The sequence below is a fragment of the Leucobacter sp. cx-328 genome (assembly GCF_014530035.1).
Taxonomy (GTDB): Bacteria; Actinomycetota; Actinomycetes; order Actinomycetales; family Microbacteriaceae; genus Leucobacter.
This window is the reverse complement of record NZ_JACVMX010000001.1, coordinates 456262-476673: the sequence shown is the minus strand read 5'-3', so window position 1 is coordinate 476673 and position 20412 is coordinate 456262. Positions and strand designations below refer to the sequence as shown.

Annotated in this window: 17 protein-coding genes and 1 riboswitch; of the genes, 2 read left to right on the top strand and 15 right to left on the bottom strand. The window is 62.4% G+C overall.

Going from position 1 to position 20412, the window contains the following annotated elements; genetic code table 11:
- Nucleotides 1-51 precede the first annotated feature (51 nt).
- From ICL81_RS01985 to ICL81_RS01950, 8 genes are all read right to left on the bottom strand, one after another.
- Nucleotides 52-615, bottom strand: coding sequence for a hypothetical protein (locus ICL81_RS01985; RefSeq protein WP_353055386.1), 564 nt, complete (start codon nucleotides 613-615; stop codon nucleotides 52-54).
- Entirely contained in the window at nucleotides 612-1328 is a 717-nt protein-coding gene (locus tag ICL81_RS01980) for an ABC transporter ATP-binding protein (RefSeq protein ID WP_353055385.1), read from the bottom strand. The genes ICL81_RS01985 and ICL81_RS01980 overlap by 4 nt, the downstream gene beginning before the upstream one ends.
- Complete coding sequence (locus ICL81_RS01975; RefSeq protein ID WP_353055384.1) at nucleotides 1322-3019, bottom strand: iron ABC transporter permease; 1698 nt, start codon at nucleotides 3017-3019, stop codon at nucleotides 1322-1324. Before ICL81_RS01975 ends, ICL81_RS01980 begins: the two co-directional genes overlap by 7 nt.
- Nucleotides 3016-4107: a thiamine ABC transporter substrate binding subunit gene (locus tag ICL81_RS01970; RefSeq protein WP_188033288.1), complete on the bottom strand. Its 1092-nt coding sequence runs from the start codon at nucleotides 4105-4107 to the stop codon at nucleotides 3016-3018. Before ICL81_RS01970 ends, ICL81_RS01975 begins: the two co-directional genes overlap by 4 nt.
- A riboswitch (TPP riboswitch) is annotated at nucleotides 4104-4213 on the bottom strand. Its footprint overlaps the gene before it by 4 nt.
- Before the next feature lie 7 nt (nucleotides 4214-4220).
- Nucleotides 4221-6302, bottom strand: a complete 2082-nt coding sequence (locus ICL81_RS01965; protein ID WP_188033287.1) for a DUF6350 family protein — start codon at nucleotides 6300-6302, stop codon at nucleotides 4221-4223.
- Between the two features lie 113 nt (nucleotides 6303-6415).
- Nucleotides 6416-7324: a succinate--CoA ligase subunit alpha gene (sucD, locus tag ICL81_RS01960; RefSeq protein ID WP_188033286.1), complete on the bottom strand. Its 909-nt coding sequence runs from the start codon at nucleotides 7322-7324 to the stop codon at nucleotides 6416-6418.
- A gap of 33 nt (nucleotides 7325-7357) precedes the next feature.
- Nucleotides 7358-8542, bottom strand: a complete 1185-nt coding sequence (gene sucC / locus ICL81_RS01955) for an ADP-forming succinate--CoA ligase subunit beta (protein ID WP_188033285.1) — start codon at nucleotides 8540-8542, stop codon at nucleotides 7358-7360.
- A gap of 121 nt (nucleotides 8543-8663) precedes the next feature.
- Complete coding sequence (locus ICL81_RS01950; protein WP_188033284.1) at nucleotides 8664-11237, bottom strand: ATP-dependent helicase; 2574 nt, start codon at nucleotides 11235-11237, stop codon at nucleotides 8664-8666.
- Between the two features lie 94 nt (nucleotides 11238-11331).
- Between ICL81_RS01950 and ICL81_RS01945 the strand changes: the two genes are divergently transcribed.
- The gene (locus ICL81_RS01945) at nucleotides 11332-12336 is read left to right on the top strand and encodes an asparaginase domain-containing protein (RefSeq protein WP_223160510.1); all 1005 of its coding nucleotides are present in this window, start codon (nucleotides 11332-11334) and stop codon (nucleotides 12334-12336) included.
- Here ICL81_RS01945 and ICL81_RS01940 read toward each other — a convergent pair.
- From ICL81_RS01940 to hisS, 6 genes are all read right to left on the bottom strand, one after another.
- Nucleotides 12326-13327, bottom strand: coding sequence for a glycerophosphodiester phosphodiesterase family protein (locus ICL81_RS01940; protein ID WP_188033283.1), 1002 nt, complete (start codon nucleotides 13325-13327; stop codon nucleotides 12326-12328). The two genes, ICL81_RS01945 and ICL81_RS01940, sit on opposite strands and share 11 nt — an antisense overlap.
- 10 nt (nucleotides 13328-13337) lie before the next feature.
- Nucleotides 13338-14681 carry an FAD-dependent oxidoreductase gene (locus ICL81_RS01935; RefSeq protein WP_188033282.1) on the bottom strand — a complete coding sequence of 448 codons (1344 nt, stop codon included), beginning with the start codon at nucleotides 14679-14681 and terminating at the stop codon, nucleotides 13338-13340.
- A gap of 228 nt (nucleotides 14682-14909) precedes the next feature.
- Nucleotides 14910-15392 (bottom strand): DUF501 domain-containing protein, encoded by a 483-nt coding sequence (locus tag ICL81_RS01930; protein WP_188033281.1) that lies wholly within the window; start codon nucleotides 15390-15392, stop codon nucleotides 14910-14912.
- Nucleotides 15393-15464: 72 nt separating this feature from the next.
- On the bottom strand, nucleotides 15465-15956 hold the full coding sequence (locus tag ICL81_RS01925; RefSeq protein ID WP_188033280.1) for a septum formation initiator family protein: 492 nt from the start codon (nucleotides 15954-15956) through the stop codon (nucleotides 15465-15467).
- Between the two features lie 25 nt (nucleotides 15957-15981).
- Entirely contained in the window at nucleotides 15982-17262 is a 1281-nt protein-coding gene (gene eno, locus ICL81_RS01920) for a phosphopyruvate hydratase (RefSeq protein WP_215394736.1), read from the bottom strand.
- Nucleotides 17263-17385: 123 nt separating this feature from the next.
- On the bottom strand, nucleotides 17386-18696 hold the full coding sequence (hisS, locus tag ICL81_RS01915; protein ID WP_188033278.1) for a histidine--tRNA ligase: 1311 nt from the start codon (nucleotides 18694-18696) through the stop codon (nucleotides 17386-17388).
- Between the two features lie 105 nt (nucleotides 18697-18801).
- On the opposite strand from hisS, the gene ICL81_RS01910 reads away from it, so the two are divergent.
- Entirely contained in the window at nucleotides 18802-19653 is an 852-nt protein-coding gene (locus ICL81_RS01910) for a response regulator transcription factor (protein ID WP_188033277.1), read from the top strand.
- On the opposite strand, the gene ICL81_RS01905 is transcribed toward ICL81_RS01910, so the two are convergent.
- Nucleotides 19643-20341, bottom strand: coding sequence for a MazG nucleotide pyrophosphohydrolase domain-containing protein (locus ICL81_RS01905; RefSeq protein ID WP_188033276.1), 699 nt, complete (start codon nucleotides 20339-20341; stop codon nucleotides 19643-19645). The two genes, ICL81_RS01910 and ICL81_RS01905, sit on opposite strands and share 11 nt — an antisense overlap.
- Nucleotides 20342-20412 lie beyond the last annotated feature (71 nt).

Here is a 20412-nt window from a genome sequence, read left to right as displayed (position 1 = left end):
GGGCGATCCGCGCCCAATGCGTGCACTGTGCGGTCGCTCGTACGTATCGGGTCACGCGGGATGGATCACTTCGTCGGCAACTGCGAGCGGCTGCGTGCGCGCGAAGAGCTCAGCTTCCTGTGCGGCCCACGCATCCCAGTGCGGAGCGAACATTTCGCCGTCCCGGGCGAGCGCGCGCGCTTTCCTGGTCTTCTGCGGAAGTGCGAGCCACAGCGCATACGACCAGCCCCGAGCGGCTGCGGCTTCGATGGCGTCGGGCGAAATGGATCCGCACCCTTCAAAGATCACGAGCCGGTCGGTCGCGAGCGCCCGCGTCTCTGCGAAGGCGGCGGCGTGCCAGTCGTAACGCTGATAAGCGCCGTCGGTGATGACCCTGGCGAGGCTCGCGCTACCGGCTGAGAGGCCATCCCAACCCGGGTACAGCTCGTCCATACTCACGATCTGCGGAGCGACACCCGTGCGAGTCGCGAGCGCGTCCTGCACTTCGCGCGCGAGTGTGGTCTTGCCTGCGCCCGAATGGCCATCGATGAAAACGATCCCCGCGCGCATGTCACGGGGCGCGGATCGCAGCACCCGCTCGGCTACCGCAGCGCTCACGGCCTGCCCGCGGCTCACGCCTGCTCCCCCACCGCTGCAGCGCCAGCCTCGGGCGCCGCTTCAGTGACGGCGCCCGCGCGCACGCGGAGCACGCGATCGGCGATCACGTCGGCCTCGCCCTCATCATGTGTGACAAGAATCGCGGTCGTGTGCGTCGCGCGGAGCATCGCAGCGAGGTCGGTCGCAAGGCGCTCGCGCAGTTCGCGGTCGAGCGCTGAGAGGGGCTCGTCGAGGAGCAGGAGCCCTGGCCTGGGGGCGAGGGAACGCGCGAGCGCGATCCGCTGTCGCTCGCCGCCCGACAGTTCGGTCACCCGACGGGCGTGGGTGCCGGGCAAACCGACAAGCTCAAGCAGCTCGGTGACGCGCGCCTCGCGCTCCTCTTTTGGCATGCGCTGCACACGCAGACCATACGCGACGTTCTCCGCGACCGTGCGGTGGGTGAAGAGCTGGCCATCTTGGAAGACGAGCCCAAAGCCTCGCTTGTGCGGGGCGACATCGGCGAGGTCTGTGCCGTGCCAGGTGATTCGCCCGGCACGCACGGGTTCGAGCCCGGCGATCGCGCGTAGCAGGGTCGACTTGCCGCTGCCAGATGCGCCGAGCAACGCGACAACCTCGCCCTGCGGCACAGTGAACGAAGCGTTGCTCACGACATCAATGTCGCGGGAGTAACCCACGGTGACGTTTTCGACCGCGAGGCCGGTGTTGCTGTTGCGCGGTTGGGTTATCACCACTCGCCTCCTGTTCCGCCTGCGGCGACAGTATCAAATCTCATGCGCTCCGCGAGGAGCATGATCGTTGCAGTCACCACGCCAAGCACGACCGCGGCAGCGAGTGCTGATGCGTAGCTCGCAGGATCCGGATGCGATGCAAGGGCCGCGATCGCGACGGGAAGCGTCTGGGCGTCCGGACGCACGAGGAACGACGTCGCCCCAAACTCACCGAGCGATGCAGCGAATGCAAAGCCAACGGCAAGGCCAGCGGATCGCCCGAGCAGCGGCACATCAATCGTGCGGAGCACGTGCATCGGTGTCGCACCAAGCATCATCGCCGCCTCGCGCGTGCGCTGATCAATGCTGTTCAGTACCGGCAGGATGGTGCGCACCACGAGCGGCAACGCAACAAGTGCCTGCGCGATCGGGATGAGCACGGTCGACGTACGCAGGTCGATGCCGATGCCGAGCGGCCGGTGCATCGTAAGTAGCAGGCCAAAACCGAGCGTCACAGCTGAGATGCCGAGCGGCAGCATCATGGCGCCGTCATACAGCGAGATCGCCCGCTTGAGCCCGGGGGCGCGCGGCTTGCGCGAGAGTACGAGGGCGACGAGAGAGCCGAGCAGCACCGCAATCGCGGTCGCGATAAGCGCAATGCCAATCGACAGTCCCATCGCGTCGAAAACGCTCCCCCGCAACGGCGAGGTCTCGTGCGGCTTCACGAGTGATACGTACCCCGCGAAGCTCCAGCTCCCGTCTGGCGCGCGCAACGAGCGCAGCAGCAGCGACAGGAGTGGCGCGAGATGCACGAAGAGCACGGTCGCCGTAAAGATGAGGATGACGGGGAGGTCGGTGATCCGCGCCCTGCGTGCACCTGCCCGCTCGCGGCGAATGCTCGCCGATTGCTCGCCCGAGCGGCTGCCCGCTCGCTTCAGACGTGCCGACACCCAGAGCACCAGCACGATGATGACGAACTGGGTAATTGACAGCACGGCCGCTCCGCGCAGATCGAGGAACTGCACCGTCAGTCGGTAGATCTCAGTCTCGATATTTGCGAACTCGCGGCCACCGAGAATCAAGACGACGCCGAACGACGTTGCGCAGAAGAGAAATACGAGCGCCGCGGCCGATGCGATCGCGGGCGCGAGCGCCGGCAGCGTGATCGTTGCGAACGCGCGCGCGGGACTCGCGCCGAGCATCCGGGCGGCCTCAGCGCTGCGGGTGTCGAGCTGCGACCAGAAACCACCGACGGTGCGCGCGACGACCGTGATATTGAAGAACACGAGCGCGAGGACGATCGCGAGAAACGATCCGTCAAGGCCGAGCCAATTCAGCGATCCGCCCGGTCCGAACAGCGAGGTAAATGCGATGCCGACGACAACGGTCGGAAGAACGAACGGCACCGTGAGGAACCCGCGCAGGAGCCCGCGGCCGCGGAACTCCAGGCGGTACAGCACGTACGCTGCCGGCAAGCCGAGCAGCAGCGCGATCGCGGTAGCGCTGCTGGCCTGCGCGAGGGTGTTGCCGAGCACGCGCCAGGTGCGCGGATCCGCCGCCGCGTCACCGAACGCCGCAAGCGATACCCGACCATCTTCGACGAGGCCCGTCGCGATGAGTGCGACGACCGGCCAGAGGAAGAAGAGTGCGAGGAAGGCGAGCGGAATTGCAACCGCGATCGCCCACCCCGCTGCTCGCCAGGGGTTCCTTGTCACAGGCCGAGCGTTGCGCTGATCTGCTTCAGCCAGGTCTCGCGGCCAGCCTCAATCTCAGCGGGGAGCAGGTCATGTGACTGCTCAGCCGTGGGCATCGGCGCGAAGGACGCCCATGCCTCAGGCATTTCGACGGCCTCATCAACCGGGTACATGTACATTGCATCGGGGATCTGCTGCTGGAACTCGAACGACAGCAGGTAGTCAACGACGGCCTCTGCGCCTTCCTTGTTCGCTGCGCCGTTCAGCACGCCCGCGTACTCGACCTGCGTGGAGCAGGTCTCGAGGAGGGCCTTGGTCGTGGTGGCCTTGCCATCTTCGGTCACGGTCCAAGCGGGCGACGAGCTGTACGAAAGCACGATCGGGTACGTGCCCTCGCCCCCCTGGGTGAATTGACCGTAATACGCCTCGTCCCAGCCCTGCGCGACGCGGGCGTCATTGTCAACGAGGCTCTGCCAATAAGCGTTGTAGCCGTCCTCGCCAAACGCTGCGACTGTGCTAGCAAGGAACGATGCACCGGTCGACGACGAGAGCGGATCGATGAGCACGGTGAGGCCCTGGTACTCGGGCTTCGCGAGGTCTTCGAAGGTGACAGGCTCAGCGAGCTGCTTCTCGGCGAACCAGGCGGGGTCAATGTTCATGCAGGTCGCGCCGCGATCGATACCGACCATCGCGAACTGGCGGTCTGCGTTGCCGGCTGGAGCGCCGTCTGTCGCGAGGGCGTGCTGAATTGCCGATGCGGGCATGTCCTGCGGCTCGTAGGCGTCAACGACCTCGTTTTCGACGAGGCGAGATGCGAAGGTGTTGTCGACGCCGAAGAAAGCATCTGCGATGGGAGCGTTCTTCGTGAGTACGAGCTTGTTCGTGAGCTCGCCACCGTCACCCGCGGTGACGACCTTCACGTCGTAGCCGGTTGCCGCGCTTGCGGCTGCTTCGAACTCGGGACCATCGACAAAGCTGTCGTGCACGATAATCGTGACATCGTTGCTTTTGGCTTCGGGAGCGCTCGAGCACGCACTGAGTGAGATCAGTGCAAGAGCCGCAACAGATGCGGTGAGCGAGCGACGAACGATGGGGTTGTAGGCGCGCATAGTTATGGCTTCCTTCCTCCGCTGGTATGAACCAGATCAGGTTGAACGGTCGAAGCTCGCGAGCTTCCTCTCAACCCTGCGCGTCAGGATTCCCGTGGATAACGCCTCTTACCCTAGCGCTTCTTTGGACCCTTTCGCCAACCCCGATGCGACCCTTCGTCAGGCTGCGGCGAATCAGGCTCGCTGTCCCACGAGTATGCGGCGATCGCAGCTTCTTCTTCTGCGGCTTTCTGTGCTGGCCCGGCAGCTGCGCGCTGACGCTCAAGTTCTCGCTCGGCTGCAGCCGCGGCCTCGGCACGGGCCTCAGCCTCGCGGTCGTACAGTGGCGTCTCTCGCTGTTCGTCCGACGTATCGAGGCCTTCTGTCGCATCAACGGTGTCGTCTCCTCCACCGAAGAACGAGGTGCCGAAGTCTGCCGTCCCGAGGGTCTCGGTTTCGTAGTGATCATCACCGGGAGCCGTTGCACCACTGTCGTGGTAGTCCATGCCGGCAAACGCGGCATCGGCCAGAGCAGCTTCCTCAGCGGCTGCTTCAGCAGCTTCTGCGGCTTCCGCTGCTTCTGTGGCTTGCCGCTCTGCGAATGCACTCAGCGAGATCGGTGCTGGTAAATCACCCGTGTCCCGCATTTCGGGGTCGGTGGCCTCGGCATCCTTCGCCGCGGTTACGCCCATGTCTGCCGAGCTTGCCTGGCCCGTCGTCGTTCGTGACGCGTCGACAACCACATCGGTCACCGCCGCAGTCACGCCTTCGTCATCGGTGTCTTTGTCGTCGGTGCCACCCGTGAGATTGCCAGCTGGTCGGTCACCGGGTTCAGTCGTAATCGGCCCGGTCTCCGGCTGGCCCGCACGATCACCGAGCGTCCACCAGGGGGTGCGGCTACGTTCTGCACGAGCTGCCTGCACCGTCGCGTCTTCACCGTCTGGATGAGGGGAAACGGCCCCCAGAGGGGCGTGTTCATGTTGTGAGTCGGTGCGGCCGCTGAGAATGCCAGCCTGGGCCGTGTACAGGCCGATGACACCGCCAAACGCGAGTTCGCCAGCAAGCAACCCGCCCACAGCCCAGCCGTTCGGACCTGCTTCAGCGAGGGTGCCTGGGCCAAGTGAGCCCGCAGACATCACCGAGAGCAGCACCCACGCCAGACCGACCAGCGCAGACGCGCTGAGCACGGGGCCAAGCAGCGAGAGCGGTGAGCGACCTTCGAAACGGCGGGTAACCGCGTGCCCGGCGATGACACCGAGGAGTACTACGCCGAGCGGCACAAGCAGCCCGAGCGCACCCCAGCCCTCAGGCAACGCAGCAAACAGCGGGAACGCAGGAAGTAGCGCATCAGGGCTGCCAAAGGCAGAGAAGCCTCCACCGCCGAGGTCGACACTCGCACCTGTCAGCCATGCGCCTCCCCAGATCCAAGCGACCGGCAGGTACAAGAGCTCTGCGATCCAAATACTGACAACTCCCCACCCATCGAGCTGCAGCCCCTGGGTGATGGCGATCGCCTCGGCAAACTGACCAAAGAGTGAGATGCCAACCCCACAGGCCGCGAGGCCAGCGAAGCCGACGAACAGCAGCGCAGAGATAAAGATCGTCTCGTTAAACCGTGCACCGAACGATGCCGCGTTGGGCACGTTGAACTCTGCAAGCTGTTTCTCGGTTCGACGGAGTATTGCCTGCCACGTCGCGGGACGTTTCGTCAGCACATAGGCAAGCGAACCTACCGCGACACTGACGAGGTACACCATGACTGGCATGAGGATGCGCCCGGCCATCGGCCACATCGAGCTCACCGAGAACTGTGCCATGACCGTCGCAAACACCCCGATACCAAGGCCGCTACCCACGACGCCGCCAAGGCCGGCTTCCAGGCCACGGCCGGCCCAGCGCCACCCGGCACGAATTGCTAACGCCACGACACCAAATGTGACGCCGAGTGGCGCAAGAGAGAAGATCACGGTGATCGCCTCGTGCGGGAGCCCAAGAGCCGCCATTGTTTCAATAGGCACTTCGAAGCCAAGCGGCACGAAGAACGCAAGAGACCACAGTGATGCGGCTCCCTCGAAGACGACACCAGGATCTGCGGCAAGGTCAAACGCCTGCCACCAGACCAGGAGCGCGCCCAAAACAATCACGACGAACGCGGCAAGCCCTACGGCACACGCCTCGATCGCCGAAACCACGGCCGTCAGGATGCTTCTCATCATTGTGCGTTGAGTCTATCCGCGGCCTCTGACATCACAGTTGATACGCGCCGCGGAAAACAGTGTGAGCCCGGGTTCTCAGGAGAGAACCCGGGCTCACACCGCATCAAAAGTTTTCAGCGGGCGACCGCTGCGTATACCTCGCGAAGGAGGTGTGCGGTTTCGGTTGGCGTCTTACCAACCTTCACACCAGCCGCTTCAAGCGCTTCTTTCTTGGCCTGTGCGGTGCCTCGTGAGCCCGACACAATCGCGCCCGCGTGCCCCATAGTTTTGCCCTCGGGAGCGGTGAAACCGGCAACGTACCCAACAACCGGCTTCGTCACATTGGCCTTGATGAATTCTGCGGCACGTTCTTCCGCATCACCGCCAATCTCACCGATCATCACGATCGCTTCCGTCTCAGGATCTGCCTCAAACGCTGCGAGCGCATCAATGTGAGTCGTACCAATGATGGGGTCGCCGCCGATGCCAATCGCGGTCGAGAACCCAAGATCACGCAGCTCGTACATCATCTGATAGGTGAGCGTGCCCGACTTCGAGACGAGGCCAATCGGCCCCTTGCCTGTGATCGTTGCAGGGATGATGCCCGCGAGCGATTCACCTGGGGTAATCACACCAGGGCAGTTCGGGCCAATGATCTTCGTCTTACTTCCCGTTGCTTTCGCATGCGCCCAAAGCTCAGCCGTGTCTTTAATTGGCACGCCCTCAGTGATGATCACGAGCATGCCGATACCAGCATCGATCGCCTCAAACGCTGCCTCGCGCATAAACGCGGGTGGCACGAACGCGACCGAGACGTCGGCGCCAGTCTCGGCCATCGCTTCGGCGACGGTGCCGTAGACCTGGAGCTCAATCTCGCAGCCCTCTGCGTAGGTGTGCTTTACCGTGGTGCCAGCCTTGCGCGCATTCACGCCGCCGACAATGTTGGTGCCCGCTTTGAGCATGCGAGCCGCATGCTTTGTGCCTTCGCCGCCGGTGATGCCCTGGACGATGACCTTTGAATCTTTGTTCAGAAAAATCGACATAGTGTTGCCTCTTTCGGTACGTTCGTCGGCGGATCAGCGAGCGTTGGTGAGTTCGGCAACGTTGGCGAGCTCTGCAGCCTTTGCTGCGCCCTCGTCCATCGTCGCTGCCTGAATGACCAGCGGGTGATGTGCTTCGTTGAGAATGCGCCGGCCCTCTTCAACGTTGTTTCCGTCAAGACGGACCACGAGCGGCTTGTTCGCTGAATCGCCAAGCTTCTCCAGGGCGCCAACGATGCCATTCGCCACGGCATCGCACGCGGTAATGCCGCCGAACACGTTGACAAACACCGACCGAACCTGCGGATCTCCGAGGATGACGTCGAGGCCATTCGCCATGACCTCAGCTGAAGCCCCACCGCCGATGTCGAGGAAGTTTGCCGGCTTCACGTTGCCGTAGTTCTCGCCTGCATATGCGACGACGTCGAGCGTTGACATGACCAGGCCAGCGCCGTTACCGATGATGCCAACTTCACCGTCGAGCTTCACGTAGTTCAGGTCAAGCTCTTTTGCCTTGCACTCAAGCGGGTTTTCAGCGGCCTTGTCGACATACCCAGCGTGATCTGGCTGTCGGAACTCTGCGTTCTCGTCAATGGATACCTTGCCATCGAGCGCGATGATGTCACCAGCGCTCGTACGGACGAGCGGGTTGACTTCGACGAGCGTAGCGTCTTCACCGGAGTACACGGCGTAAAGCTTCTCAAATACCTGCGCGACCTGAGGTACGAGCTCTTCAGGGAAGTTCGCTGCGCGGGCGATCTCGAGCGCCTTTGCCTCGTTGATACCATCGATCGGACACACCTCGATACGAGCGAGCGCCTCAGGCTTCGTCTCGGCGAGCTGCTCAATGTCCATGCCGCCTTCAACGCTGCACAGCGCGAGGTAAGACCGGTTTGCACGGTCGAGCAGCACCGAGAAGTAGTACTCCTCGACGATGTCTGCACCAGCGGCAACCATGACACGGTCTACTCGATGACCCTTAATGTCGAGGCCGAGGATGGCCTGCGCCGCCTCGTATGCTTCGTCGGGGGTGCGTGCGACCTTCACGCCACCGGCCTTGCCGCGGCCACCGATCTTCACCTGGGCTTTGACGACAACAACGCCGCCAAGCTTTTCAGCAGCTGCACGAGCCTCCTCAGCGGTGTCGGCGACAATACCGGCAAGTACCGGCACCCCATATCGCTCAAAGAGGTCTCGTGCCTGGTACTCATACAGATCCACGTAACTGTCCTTAGGTCGTTCGAAAAACAGCTTTTCGAGGCGTCTTTGCTTCGACGTCGAAAGGCTCGACTTCGGCCAGCCTAGCAGCGATGAACCCGCAGATCACATACTTAAATGAAACCTACAATTTCTCGATTGGCGCGAGCTTGACGAGGAGTTTTTTCTCGCCAACCGTTGGAAAATCGACGTGAGCGATCCGTTTTGAACCGGCGCCACTCATGCTCACGACACGGCCCTCACCGTACTTCGCATGCTTGACGCGATCGCCAATCTCCAGCACGAGGTCGCCGTTGTCGTGGCTCGAGCCACCGATCATATTGGGGAACCCGCCCCCGGCCTCCTGCGCTGCCTTCGCTTGTGCTTTGCGCTCACGCCACTTGTCGAGCGCCGACTGCATGTTTCCGCTCGCTGGCTCAGAAATCGCGGCTGCGCCCGTGCCCCCACGGCCACTCTGGCCGAAGGTAACGTTCGAGTCGGTGTTCCGTGATCGACTCCATCCAGCTGCACCGCCAGCGGCGCGCGGGGCGTTCAGCGCTCGTGATTCGGTGCCACCTCGACCGGTCACTTCCCCTGGCGACTGGCGCCATTCGATGAGCCCCTCAGGGATCTCTTGCAGGAAGCGCGAGGGCATCGCCACCGCGATGTCGCCGAAGGTCGCGCGAGTGGAAGCGAGCGTGATGTACAGCTGCTTTCGAGCTCGTGTTATGCCGACATACATCAATCGACGCTCTTCGTTGATACCACCGACCTCGTCGACCGACATTTGGTGCGGGAGCAGGCCTTCTTCGACACCGGTAATGAAAACGGCGGGAAACTCGAGACCCTTTGCAGTGTGCAGCGTCATGAGGGAAACTGTGCCGCTCTGATCGTCAAGGTCGTCTGCAGCCGCTACGAGACTCACCTCCGTGAGGAATGCGAGGAGCCCCGCACCCGGCTGCTGAACATCGAACTCTCGCGCAACGGCAATGAGCTCTTCAAGGTTTTCTGCACGCGCGTCATCTTGCGGATCGCGCTTCGAGCGCAGCTTCTCGATCATCTGTGTCTCATCAAGGATGAGCTTCAGTACGTCGCCCACGGGAGCAGGCTTCGCTTCTTCCTCAGGGTTATCGGTAGCTCCGCCGCCGAGCGCCATACGCTTTGCCCGCTGCAATAGTTCGGCGAGGGACACAATCGTGCCACGCAGCTTCGGGCCGAGACCTGGCACTTCGTCGGCATGTTGCATCGCCTCGTGGAAGTTCAGCCCGTTGTCTTCCTGGAAGTTTGCGAGGTGCGCTTCGGCCATCGGACCAATTCCGCGCTTTGGCGCACCGAGCATACGCGACCATGCGATCGGATCATACGGGTTTGCGACGGTCGTCAGGTAGGCCATCGCGTCTTTAATCTCAGCGCGCTCGTAGAACTTGGTGCCACCGAGAATGCGATATGGAATCGCAGAGCGAATGAACAGCTCCTCCAACGCACGTGTCTGGGAGTTGGTTCGATAGAAGACCGCAATGTCGCCGTACGCGTGACCTTCACCGCGCAGCGTCTCAATCTCATCGGCGACGAAGCGCGCCTCATCGTGCTGCGAGTACCCGGTAAAACCGATAATCTTCGGGCCATCGCCCTCGGCCGTCCAGAGTCGCTTCTCTTGTCGGTCGAAGTTGTTACCGATCACCGCGTTTGCTGCCGAGAGGATGTTCTGGGTAGAACGGTAGTTCTGCTCAAGCTTGACGACTTCTGCGCCGAGATAGTCGCGCTCGAACTCAACGATGTTCCGAATATCTGCGCCTCGGAAGGCATAGATCGACTGATCAGAGTCACCAACGACGGTGAGGCTTGCCGCAGGAATCTGGCCAGTGCCGTCCACCTCTGCCGCACGCGCAGGCGGCGCAAGACGCTGCACAAGCTCGGGCGAGACCGGCTTCGTGAGCTCACGAATGAGCGAGTACTGCGCATGGTTCGTGTCCTGGTACTCATCGACGAGAATGTGTCGGAACCGACGCTGGTAGATCGCAGCAATCTCAGGGTGCGAGCGGAACAGCTGCACCGTCTGCCCGATGAGATCGTCAAAGTCGAACGCATTCGCCTTGCGCAGCGCGTTCTCATAGGCCGTAAAAATCTCGGTAAAAATGCGATCGCGCGGATCACTCATGTTCGCCGTCGCACCGTAGGCGCGAGCGTCAGACAGCTCGTTCTTCAGTCGCGAAATCTTCGAGCCAGCGTTTGCGGGCGTGAACCCGTACGTATCGGCGTCGAGCTCTTTAATAATGCGCTTGAGCAGTGCGCGGGAATCTGCAGAGTCGTAAATCGTGAAGCCCGAGACATACCCGAAGTGCTCTGCCTCACGCCGCAAAATACGCACGCATGCCGAGTGGAACGTTGAGACCCACATACCCTGGGCACCCTCACCAAGCAACGACTCGATGCGCTCGCGCATCTCGGCCGCCGCCTTGTTGGTGAATGTGATTGCGAGAATCTGGCTCGGCCAGGCTTCGCGCTCGCGAATGAGGTGCGCAATGCGATGCGTAAGCACGCGCGTCTTGCCTGAACCGGCACCCGCAACGATAAGCAGCGCGGGACCGCGCGCGATGACCGCGCGCTTCTGCTCAGGGTTTAGCCCGTCAAGCAGCGCGTCAACACCTGCACCCGCCCCCTGTGCAGAAGACGAGCCAAACGGCAGACCGGACGGATCAAGCAGCTCAAATTCACTCATTGTGGTTCTCAGTTTAGGCCGCACCACTGACATTGGGTTGGAGGGCGCCAACACACCCCTCACACGTCCCTCCGAATACGAGAGAATAGGGGGCATGCACATCGCGCCTGAAGAACCTCCGACGATTCTGATCTTTGCCACCGGCGGAACCATCGGGATGCGGGAGACCTCTTCTGGCCTCGCGCCCGATCCTGAGTTCCCTGAGATTCTCGAGGAGCTCGCGCGGGACATCGCGACGCCACTCGGGATTCAGATCCGCATCAATCACCTGCAACCCGCAATCGACAGCGCCAACGCCGACGCCGAGACCGCCCCGAAGATCGCGCGTGCGGTGCGCGCCCGGGTCGGTGCGATGAAGCCGCGCGGCGTCGTCGTGACACATGGCACTGACACGCTCGCATATACGGCATCTCGCCTCGCATTCGAACTCGCCGATCTCGGCACTCCTGTGGTGCTCACTGGCAGCCAGCTCCCCCATGCTGCCGACGATACCGACGCGGCTGACAACTTGCGTCTCGCGATCCGCGTCGCGGCTAAGGCAGGCCGCCACGCACCCGTAACAATCGCGTTTGGCGGCGAGATTCTTCCCGCGGTGCGCGCGACGAAGGCGGACGCTGATGCGTTCAAGGCGTTCCGCGCCGAGCGTGCCCTCGATCCCAACACCGCAGGCGTCCCACCGCTGCGCCCAGAGGCCGACGGCCGCGAAGCAGCCCGTGTGCTGACCTACCGTTTCACGCCCGCGGTCACTCCGGCTGACCTCACTGCTGCAGTGGGCGCGGATCCGGCAGCGCTCGTGCTCGAGTGCTATGGCGCAGGCAACGCTCCGACGTCGCGCCACGGTATGCGAGACGCGATCCGCGCCATTGCTGATCTCATGCCGGTTGTCGCGATCACGCAGTGTGCGCAGGGTTCCGCGCAGCTTGGCCGGTATGCGGTCGGATCGGAACTCGCGAATGCCGGCGTCATCGACGGTGGAGATCTCACGGTCGAAGCTGCGGTCGCGAAGCTTGGCTACCTCATCGACGCAGGCTACGCTGCGGCTGAGGTGAAGACGCTCATGCCGGTAAACCTCGCGGGCGAAATGAGCGCTAGCGCGTAATCGATTCGCGAACCGCGATGGCAAGGTCAGGATGATCGGCGAATACCCCGTCAAGTCCTGACCGCATGAGCAGACGAAACTCGCGTGCCCACTGCCCATGTGCCGTTTGTCCCCCGCGGCCAGTGAAGCGGCGGTGCAGGTATCGGTTCTCAGGCCGCAACGTCCAGGTAAAGACGAGCAGGCCCTTCCGGTGTGCGCGGCGCACCACCGAACTCACACGAACACGGCCGAAGGCTGCGCGCTGCAGGAGCGCCCGCTTGTCCAGGCTAATGCCGTCAACATGCTGACGCAGATACCGCAAGCCACGGTTGGTGGAATACCACCGGAACGACTTCCCCCGCAGATCATCCGCAGGGGTGCCTTTTGCCTCCGCGAGGAACACAAGCTTCGCTCCCTGTGCCCGCAGATCAGCGAGATCACGCAGCACACCCAGCTCAAAGCACTCGATGGTGACGCGGTGGAGACGATCCGCCCACCCGGTCACCGTCAGCTCTGAGCGCACGAGCGCTCCAAGATCGTAACCAAGGGTACGGAAGTACGCAGCGTGCTTAATCTCGATCACAAGGTCGACGTACCGACCGCGACGAGAGCTCTCCTGATCGGCGATACGAAGCACGTCACGCAAGCGGAGAATGGGTTCAGTACCATCGAAACGGCGGTTGGCCGAGCGCACCCGCGGCAACCGTTCGGTGCAGCGAAGGGTGCGCAACTCGTCCCAGGTGAAGTCTTCGGTGAACCAGCCGGTGAGGCGCACGCCATCAACGGTCTTCGTGCGCTTCCGATCTGCGAAGGCAGGGTGCGAGGCGACATCAGTGGTGCCAGAGATCTCGTTCTCGTGACGAACGACCAAGACGCCGTCGCTAGTCGCGACGACGTCTGGTTCAACGGCGTCCGCCCCGAGCTCACAGGCGAGTCGATACGACGACTCAGTGTGCTCGGGGCGGTAGCCGGGGGCGCCACGATGACCGATCACCATCGGACTGGTCATCATGGCGTACTACTTACTCAGCAGCGGGCTTGGGGCGGCTTGCGAACTCCTCGAAGATCGCACGGGGCTCCTGCGTAGCATCGAGCGAAACGATGTCACGGCCGAGGAAGAAGTGGCCGATCCAGCCACCGAATACACGCCACTTGCGCTCCCAGGTCGGGATTGCGAGGCCGTGGTAGAAACGGTGTGCGAGCCACGCGAAGTAGCCCTTCATTGCGAAGTTGCCACCCGACTTGAACACACCAGCGTTCATGCCGAGGCCTGCAACTGCGCCTGCGTTCTTGTGGTTGTACTCGCGTACGCCCTCGCCGCGGAGCGAAGCAACAATGTTCTTCGCGAGCAGGCGACCCTGGCGAACTGCGTGCTGTGCGTTCGGAACGCAGAAGCCGCCGGGGCCAGGGGTCGACGAGATGTCGGGGGTCTGCGAGGTATCGCCTGCGGTCCATGCGCCAGCAACGATCTCGCCCTCTTCGGTGGTGACCTGAAGGGTGGGGCTGCCGATGACGTGGCCACGCGCGCCGATGGGAAGATCGGTGCCGCGGAGGAACGGACGGGGCATAACGCCTGCGGTCCAAACGATAAGGTCCGACTCGTAGTTCTCGCCAGTCGAGAGCTGCATGTTGCCGCCCTCTGCCGACTGAAGCTGCGTGTTGAGGTGAATATCAACACCGCGACGGGTCTGGTCCTTGACTACCCAGTCAGCGAGCTTCTCGGTGACCTCGGGCATGATGCGACCCATTGCCTCAACGAGGTGGAACTTGGTCTCGTCGAACGAGATCTCGGGGAAACGACGCAGCAGCGAGGTTGCGAAAGAGCGAAGCTCCGAAACACTCTCGATACCAGCGAAGCCGCCGCCAACCACAGTAACGGTCAGGAGGCGTGCGCGCTCTGCCGAGTCCTTGGGAAGCTGAGCTGCGAGGTTGAAGTTGCGTACCATGCGGTCGCGAACGTAAACAGCCTCTTCAATGGTCTTCATGCCGATTGCGTTGTCAGCGATGCCCGGGATCGGGAAGGTACGCGACACCGAACCGGTGGTGATAACGATTTCGTCGTACTCGAAGTCGTACGCTTCACCAATGTTCGGGGTGATCGTTGCGGTCTTCGTTGCGTGCGAGATTGCTGTAACCTTGCCCGCGATTTCCTGAGTCTTCTTCAGGTGACGACGGCGAGCGACAACCGCGTGACGCGGCTCGATCGAACCAGCCGCTACCTCGGGGAGGAAGGGCAGGTATGCCATGTACGGCAGCGGATCGACAATCGCGACCTCAGCTTCACCGGCGCGCAGAAGCCCTTCGAGCTTCCATGCAGTGTAAAAACCGGCGTAGCCACCGCCAACGATCAGAATCTTCTTCGACACGAAGCAGTCTCCTTGATGCTGTGAGCACGTTCAAACCCGCGCTCTCACGCGGGTAATTTATCCAGACGAAGCGGGCGCAATAATACGCCCAACACAATCAACTGTACCCGTAAAAATACACAGAGGAGCGTATTCCTCAGAATTACTGGGGAAAACGGACGATTCTACGAAATTAATACCCGAATACAGTTGTTTCCGCAATTATTGCGGCAAGAACTCGATCGCGTATTAGTGCGAGATTCCCGAACGTTCGAGAGCGAGATCACCGATGGGGTTGACACCGGGGCCGGCTGCAAGCGCGTGGCCCATGAGCGCGTGCAAGCACTTCACCCGAACGGGCATGCCGCCTGAGCTGATGCCTGCAATTTCGGGGACCTCACCGATGCTGTCGCGATCCGCCACGAACTGCTCATGTGCACGCTGGTAGGCGGCACGCAGCTCCTCATCTTCAGCGAGCATCTCGTTGTACTCGTTCATGACACCGGCAGCTTCAAGACGCGACGCAGCGGCAACGATCTCGGGGTGGCACAGGTAGTAGAACGTCGGGAACGGCGAACCGTCAGGCAGACGCGGCGAGGTCGCCACAACAGCGGGCGTGCCGTCTGCCGTGCGCGCAGCGATACCGACGACTCCACGTGCCTCGCGGCCGAGCTGCTCGCTGACGATCGCGATTTCTTCAGCAGTGGGAGCTTCGTAAGGGGGGCGAGGCATGTGGCTTCTCCTGTGTCATAAAAGTCTTGGGGCAAACACGCTGCGCACGTGCGCCAGGTGTGGCGAGAGCCGCTACTCGACCGGCGTCTCCGCTGCCGGCGCTTCCTCAATGGGAGCCTCTTCAGCAGCTGCGGCCTTATCTGGGTGCTCAGACATGCCAGCGATGAGGAACGTGGCGCCGAATTCACGGGCCCAGTTCGTCTCGGTTTCCGTCAAAGTCGACTCGGTTTCTTCGTCTGACTCTGCGGGGATGAGCACGTCATCAATGATGCTCAGCTGGGTCTCCCCCGGCATCACGTACAGCAGGCGATCACGCGCCTGCGATCGGACGTACGCCGGATCCTTCCAGCGTGCACGCTCAGCGTCGATCTCTTCGACGGCTGCGCGGTGCTCCTCGACACTTGCGCGCAACTGCGAGAGCTCCCGCTGTTGCTGCACAAACGTCGAAATGTTGGGACTCAGCATCAACGCACCAAGCACCAACACGACAACGGCGAGCACGGTGACACCGCTCACACGCAGACTCGACACCCAAGCCGAAAAATCTGCGGTCCAGCGTTTCACCGTGCTCGCCCTTATCTAGCGCTACTTACGCCTGGAAACGCGGGAATGCCGCGCGGCCTGCGTAACGAGCTGCGTCGCCGAGCTCTTCTTCGATACGAAGGAGCTGGTTGTACTTTGCAACACGGTCCGAACGAGCCGGTGCACCCGTCTTGATCTGGCCGCAGTCGGTTGCGACAGCAAGGTCAGCAATCGTGACGTCTTCAGTCTCACCCGAACGGTGCGACATCACAGCGGTGTAGCCAGCGCGCTGCGCCATCTGCACTGCGTCGAAGGTCTCGGTGAGAGTACCAATCTGGTTGACCTTCACGAGGATCGAGTTAGCGGTGCCCTTCTCGATTCCTTCTGCGAGGCGTGCGGGGTTCGTGACGAAGAGGTCGTCACCAACGAGCTGCACCTTGTCACCGAGATCGTCGGTGAGGGTCTTCCAACCCTCCCAGTCGTCCTCTGCCAGGGGGTCCTCGATTGACACGAGGGGGTAGTTTGCCATGAGGTCTGCGTAGTACGCCGACATCTCAGCCGCGGTACGGGTCTTGCCCTCGAAGGTGTAGACGCCGTCTGCGTAGAATTCGGTCGACGCAACGTCGAGCGCGAGCGCAATGTCGCGGCCGGGCTCGAAGCCTGCACGCTTGATTGCCTCGAGGATGAGGTCAAGCGCGATTGCGTTGCTGGGGAGATCGGGAGCGAAGCCACCCTCGTCTCCGAGTGCGGTGTTCAGGCCCTTCTCCTTGAGCAGTGCCTTGAGCGAGTGGTAGACCTCGACGCCCCAGCGCAGGCCTTCCGAGAAGCTCTCAGCGCCGAGGGGCACTGCCATGAACTCCTGGATGTCAACACCGGTGTCAGCGTGTGCGCCACCGTTGATGATGTTCATCATGGGAACGGGGAGGGTGCACGCGGTCGGGCCACCGAGGTAGCGGTACAGGGGAAGCTGTGCCGAGTCAGCTGCAGCGTGCGCAACTGCGAGGCTGACGCCGAGGATAGCGTTCGCGCCAACGCGGCTCTTGTTGTCAGTGCCGTCTGCCTCCATGAGGGCAGCGTCTACGAGACGCTGATCATCAGCGGGGATGCCCTCAACTGCGGGCGCAAGCTCCTCGAAGACTGCGTCAACAGCCTTGAGCACACCCTTGCCAAGGTAGCGATCCTTGTCGCCATCGCGCAGTTCGTATGCTTCGAACGCACCGGTCGATGCGCCGGACGGAACCGCTGCGCGGCCGACCGAATCGTCGGTGAGACCAACCTCAACCTCAACAGTCGGGTTGCCGCGCGAATCCAGAATCTCGCGCGCAATCACTGCGTCGATGTATGCCACCATGTACTCCTCGTAATGTGTGCCGGTGCGTGGGATGCGTCGCCCAGATGAGCTGGGCGACGCGGAAAGTATGTGCGGGCGTAAGCCCACGGGAAACAGTTTACGGTGTCTCGCGAGAAGTCGTTACTCGCCGAGAGAGCGGATCTCGAGATCATCGACGTTCGTGACGCCAGCGCGCACATTTGCCATGCTTGCGAAGCCCTCGTCAACGACCCGAGCGAGCAGCGTCTTCATGTTCTTCTGACGCTTCTCGAGACGGACGCGGTGGCCGCGCGCGACGAGCTCGCGCTTGAGCGCAACCAGGTCTGCGAAGTCCACATCAGCGTCGTACACGAGTACGAGAGCCGCGGGACCAACCTGTGCGGGAAGCGAGATGAGGTCTACCACGCGCTCGAAGCCGATCGAGAAACCAACCGCCGGCACGTCCTGTCCAAGGAATCGGCCAACCATGCCGTCGTAGCGACCGCCGCCACCGACCGAGCTGCCAGAGCCGGGGTGGGCGACCTCGAAGATGGTGCCGGTGTAATAGCCCATGCCACGCACGAGGGTCGGGTCGAAGCGAACCTCAACCCCAGCCGGTAGGCCACCGTCGAGCGCATCGCCAAGATCGGCGAGGTTGTCGATGCCAGATGCTGCGCGCTCGTTGGCTGCGACCCCGGGAAGTACTGCTTCGATGGCGGATCGTGACAGTGTAATACCGTCACCCTCAAGCGCCGGTTCGACTGCGGCCAGTACCGCACCGATGCGTTCTGCAGCGGTGGCGTCAATCTCGCGGAGCTCTTCGACGACACCAGTTGCACCGATTTTGTCGAGCTTGTCGATCGTGATGAGTGCACGATCGTGCGTTTCTGCCGCAAAACCGCAGAACTCGAGCAGACCAAACAGAATTCGGCGATCGTTCACACGAATGATGCAGCCCTCAAGGCCGAGCGCTGCGAGCGCCTGCGAGGTCGCAGTCACGAGTTCGATCTCTGCGAGCTGACCGGCTTCACCGATGATGTCGATGTCTGCCTGCACGAACTGACGATAGCGGCCCTTCTGCGGGCGTTCTGCACGCCAGACCGGAGCGATCTGGATCGAGCGGAACACCGGGGGAAGCTCAGCGCGGTGGCTCGCGTAGAAGCGCGTGAGCGGGACCGTGAGATCGAAACGCATGCCAAGATCTGCGAGCTGATCGGGGTCACCAGCTTCAGCCGCTGCGGCGAGCGCCTCAGGCTTGATGGCGCGCTTCATAATGGAGAAGCTGAGCTTTTCGTTGTCGCCGCCGAGGCCAGCATGCAGGCGCGCCCAGTCTTCCATCACGGGCGTTTCGATCTCGTCGAAGCCGTGCGCGCGATACACACCCTTGATGACGCTGAGCGCATGCTCGCGTCGGGCCTTATCGGTGGGGAGGAAGTCGCGCATGCCGCGCGGGGGGTTCACCTGTGCTGCCATGCCTGCCATTCTTTCACGTTCTCGGGATAATTCGCGCACGGCGGGTCTTCCTTCCGCAGGATGCATGGCGTTACCATGAGGTACCTCCGTAAGTTGGGAGTTCCGATGACGCGACTCACTGATTCCGCCACACAACGCACGCTCGAAGACGCCGTGGCGGCGTTTGCCGACGCTACACGTTTCCCGATCGCCTTCGGCGGGTACGAGCATGACGGCGGCACGACCGTCACGGCAGTGACTGGTCATCGCACCCCTGATATCCAAGGGATGCGTGTGCAGTTGCAACGAGGTCTCGGCGGCCGTGCAATGAGCGAACTGCGACCGCGCTTTACGGTAAATTATGCCGCGGCCAGGAACATCACGCACGACTACGACCCACAGATTCTCGGTGAGGGCATTGTCACCCTGTTTGCGATGCCGGTCGTGCTTGGGGAGACCGCGCGGGCCGTACTGTATGGCGGCACCCGCGGCGAGGCGCCACCATCGTCCTCGTTTGTGCAGGCTGCAGCTTCGATTGCAGCTGAGTTCGCGACCGAGATCCGTGTCCAGGATCGGGTCTTAGTGCGGCTCGGGGAGATGCGTGAGGGTGGGGCGAACCCGACAGCGCTTCCCGGGCACGTGCAGGAAGATCTTCGCCGTGTGCACGCAGATCTGCGCGGGCTGGCTTCTGATATCACCGATCCACTGCTGCGTGCGCGGCTTGCCGCAATTGAGACGCAGTTGACCGCGATCGGTCGGCCGCCCGAGATTGGTGAGGCACCGATCCACCTCTCTCGCCGTGAGACCGATGTTGTCGCGCATGCCGCGCTCGGCCAGACCAACGCCGAGATTGGGCTCTCGCTCGATCTCGCTGAGAGCACGGTCAAGAGCTACCTCAATACGGCGATGGGCAAGCTTGACGCATCAACCAGGCATGCTGCGGTCGCTGAGGCGCGGCGGCTCGGGCTTATTCTGTAGCGGGTTCTGCTGCTGCAGCGAGGTGTTCCGCGGCAAATACGTTGGTCGCAATGCGCAGGGCCCGGTCCGGATCAACGCCGGCACGGTTCGCCTCACGTACGAGGGCGAGGAGATCAGCACCGATCTCGGCTTCGCTGCGCTCGCTGGGCGCGGATCCGCCGGTGATCAACGCTCCTGCGCGCTTGAGGCGTTCGATGACCTTGGCGCTACGGGCGAGAGTCGGCATACCTGCGGGGATGCCGTCAAGTACTCCCCTGCTACCACGAGCTTCGCCAGCCGCATCCTCTTTCAGTCGTTCCCACTCAGCGTTAAGCTCGTCAACAGACATATAGCCACGGTCTGCAAAGACGTGCGGGTGACGTGCAATGAGTTTCGCGTTGAGACCCGCCGCAACGGCGGCGAGGTCATACCCCTCACCGTCACGCTCCGCGAGCACCGAGTGGAACAGCACTTGATAGAGCACGTCTCCGAGCTCCGAAGCGACTTCGGCAGCGGGAAGCTCGCGCTCGATCGCGTCAACAAACTCAGCCGTCTCTTCAATGAGGAATGGGGTCAGTGACTCATGGCTCTGATCCGCGTGCCAGGCACAACCACCCGGGCGCACCATGGTGCGCACAGTCTCGTATGCACCAAGCAATGCTTCTACTACATTTGTTGGGTTTGCAGGAGTTTCGGAGTGAGTCACCATATAAAGACTGTATCTCTCCGCTAAAGACAAGACTCGATATTTTTGCGTCCCACTGCCAGAAATGGTCTGCC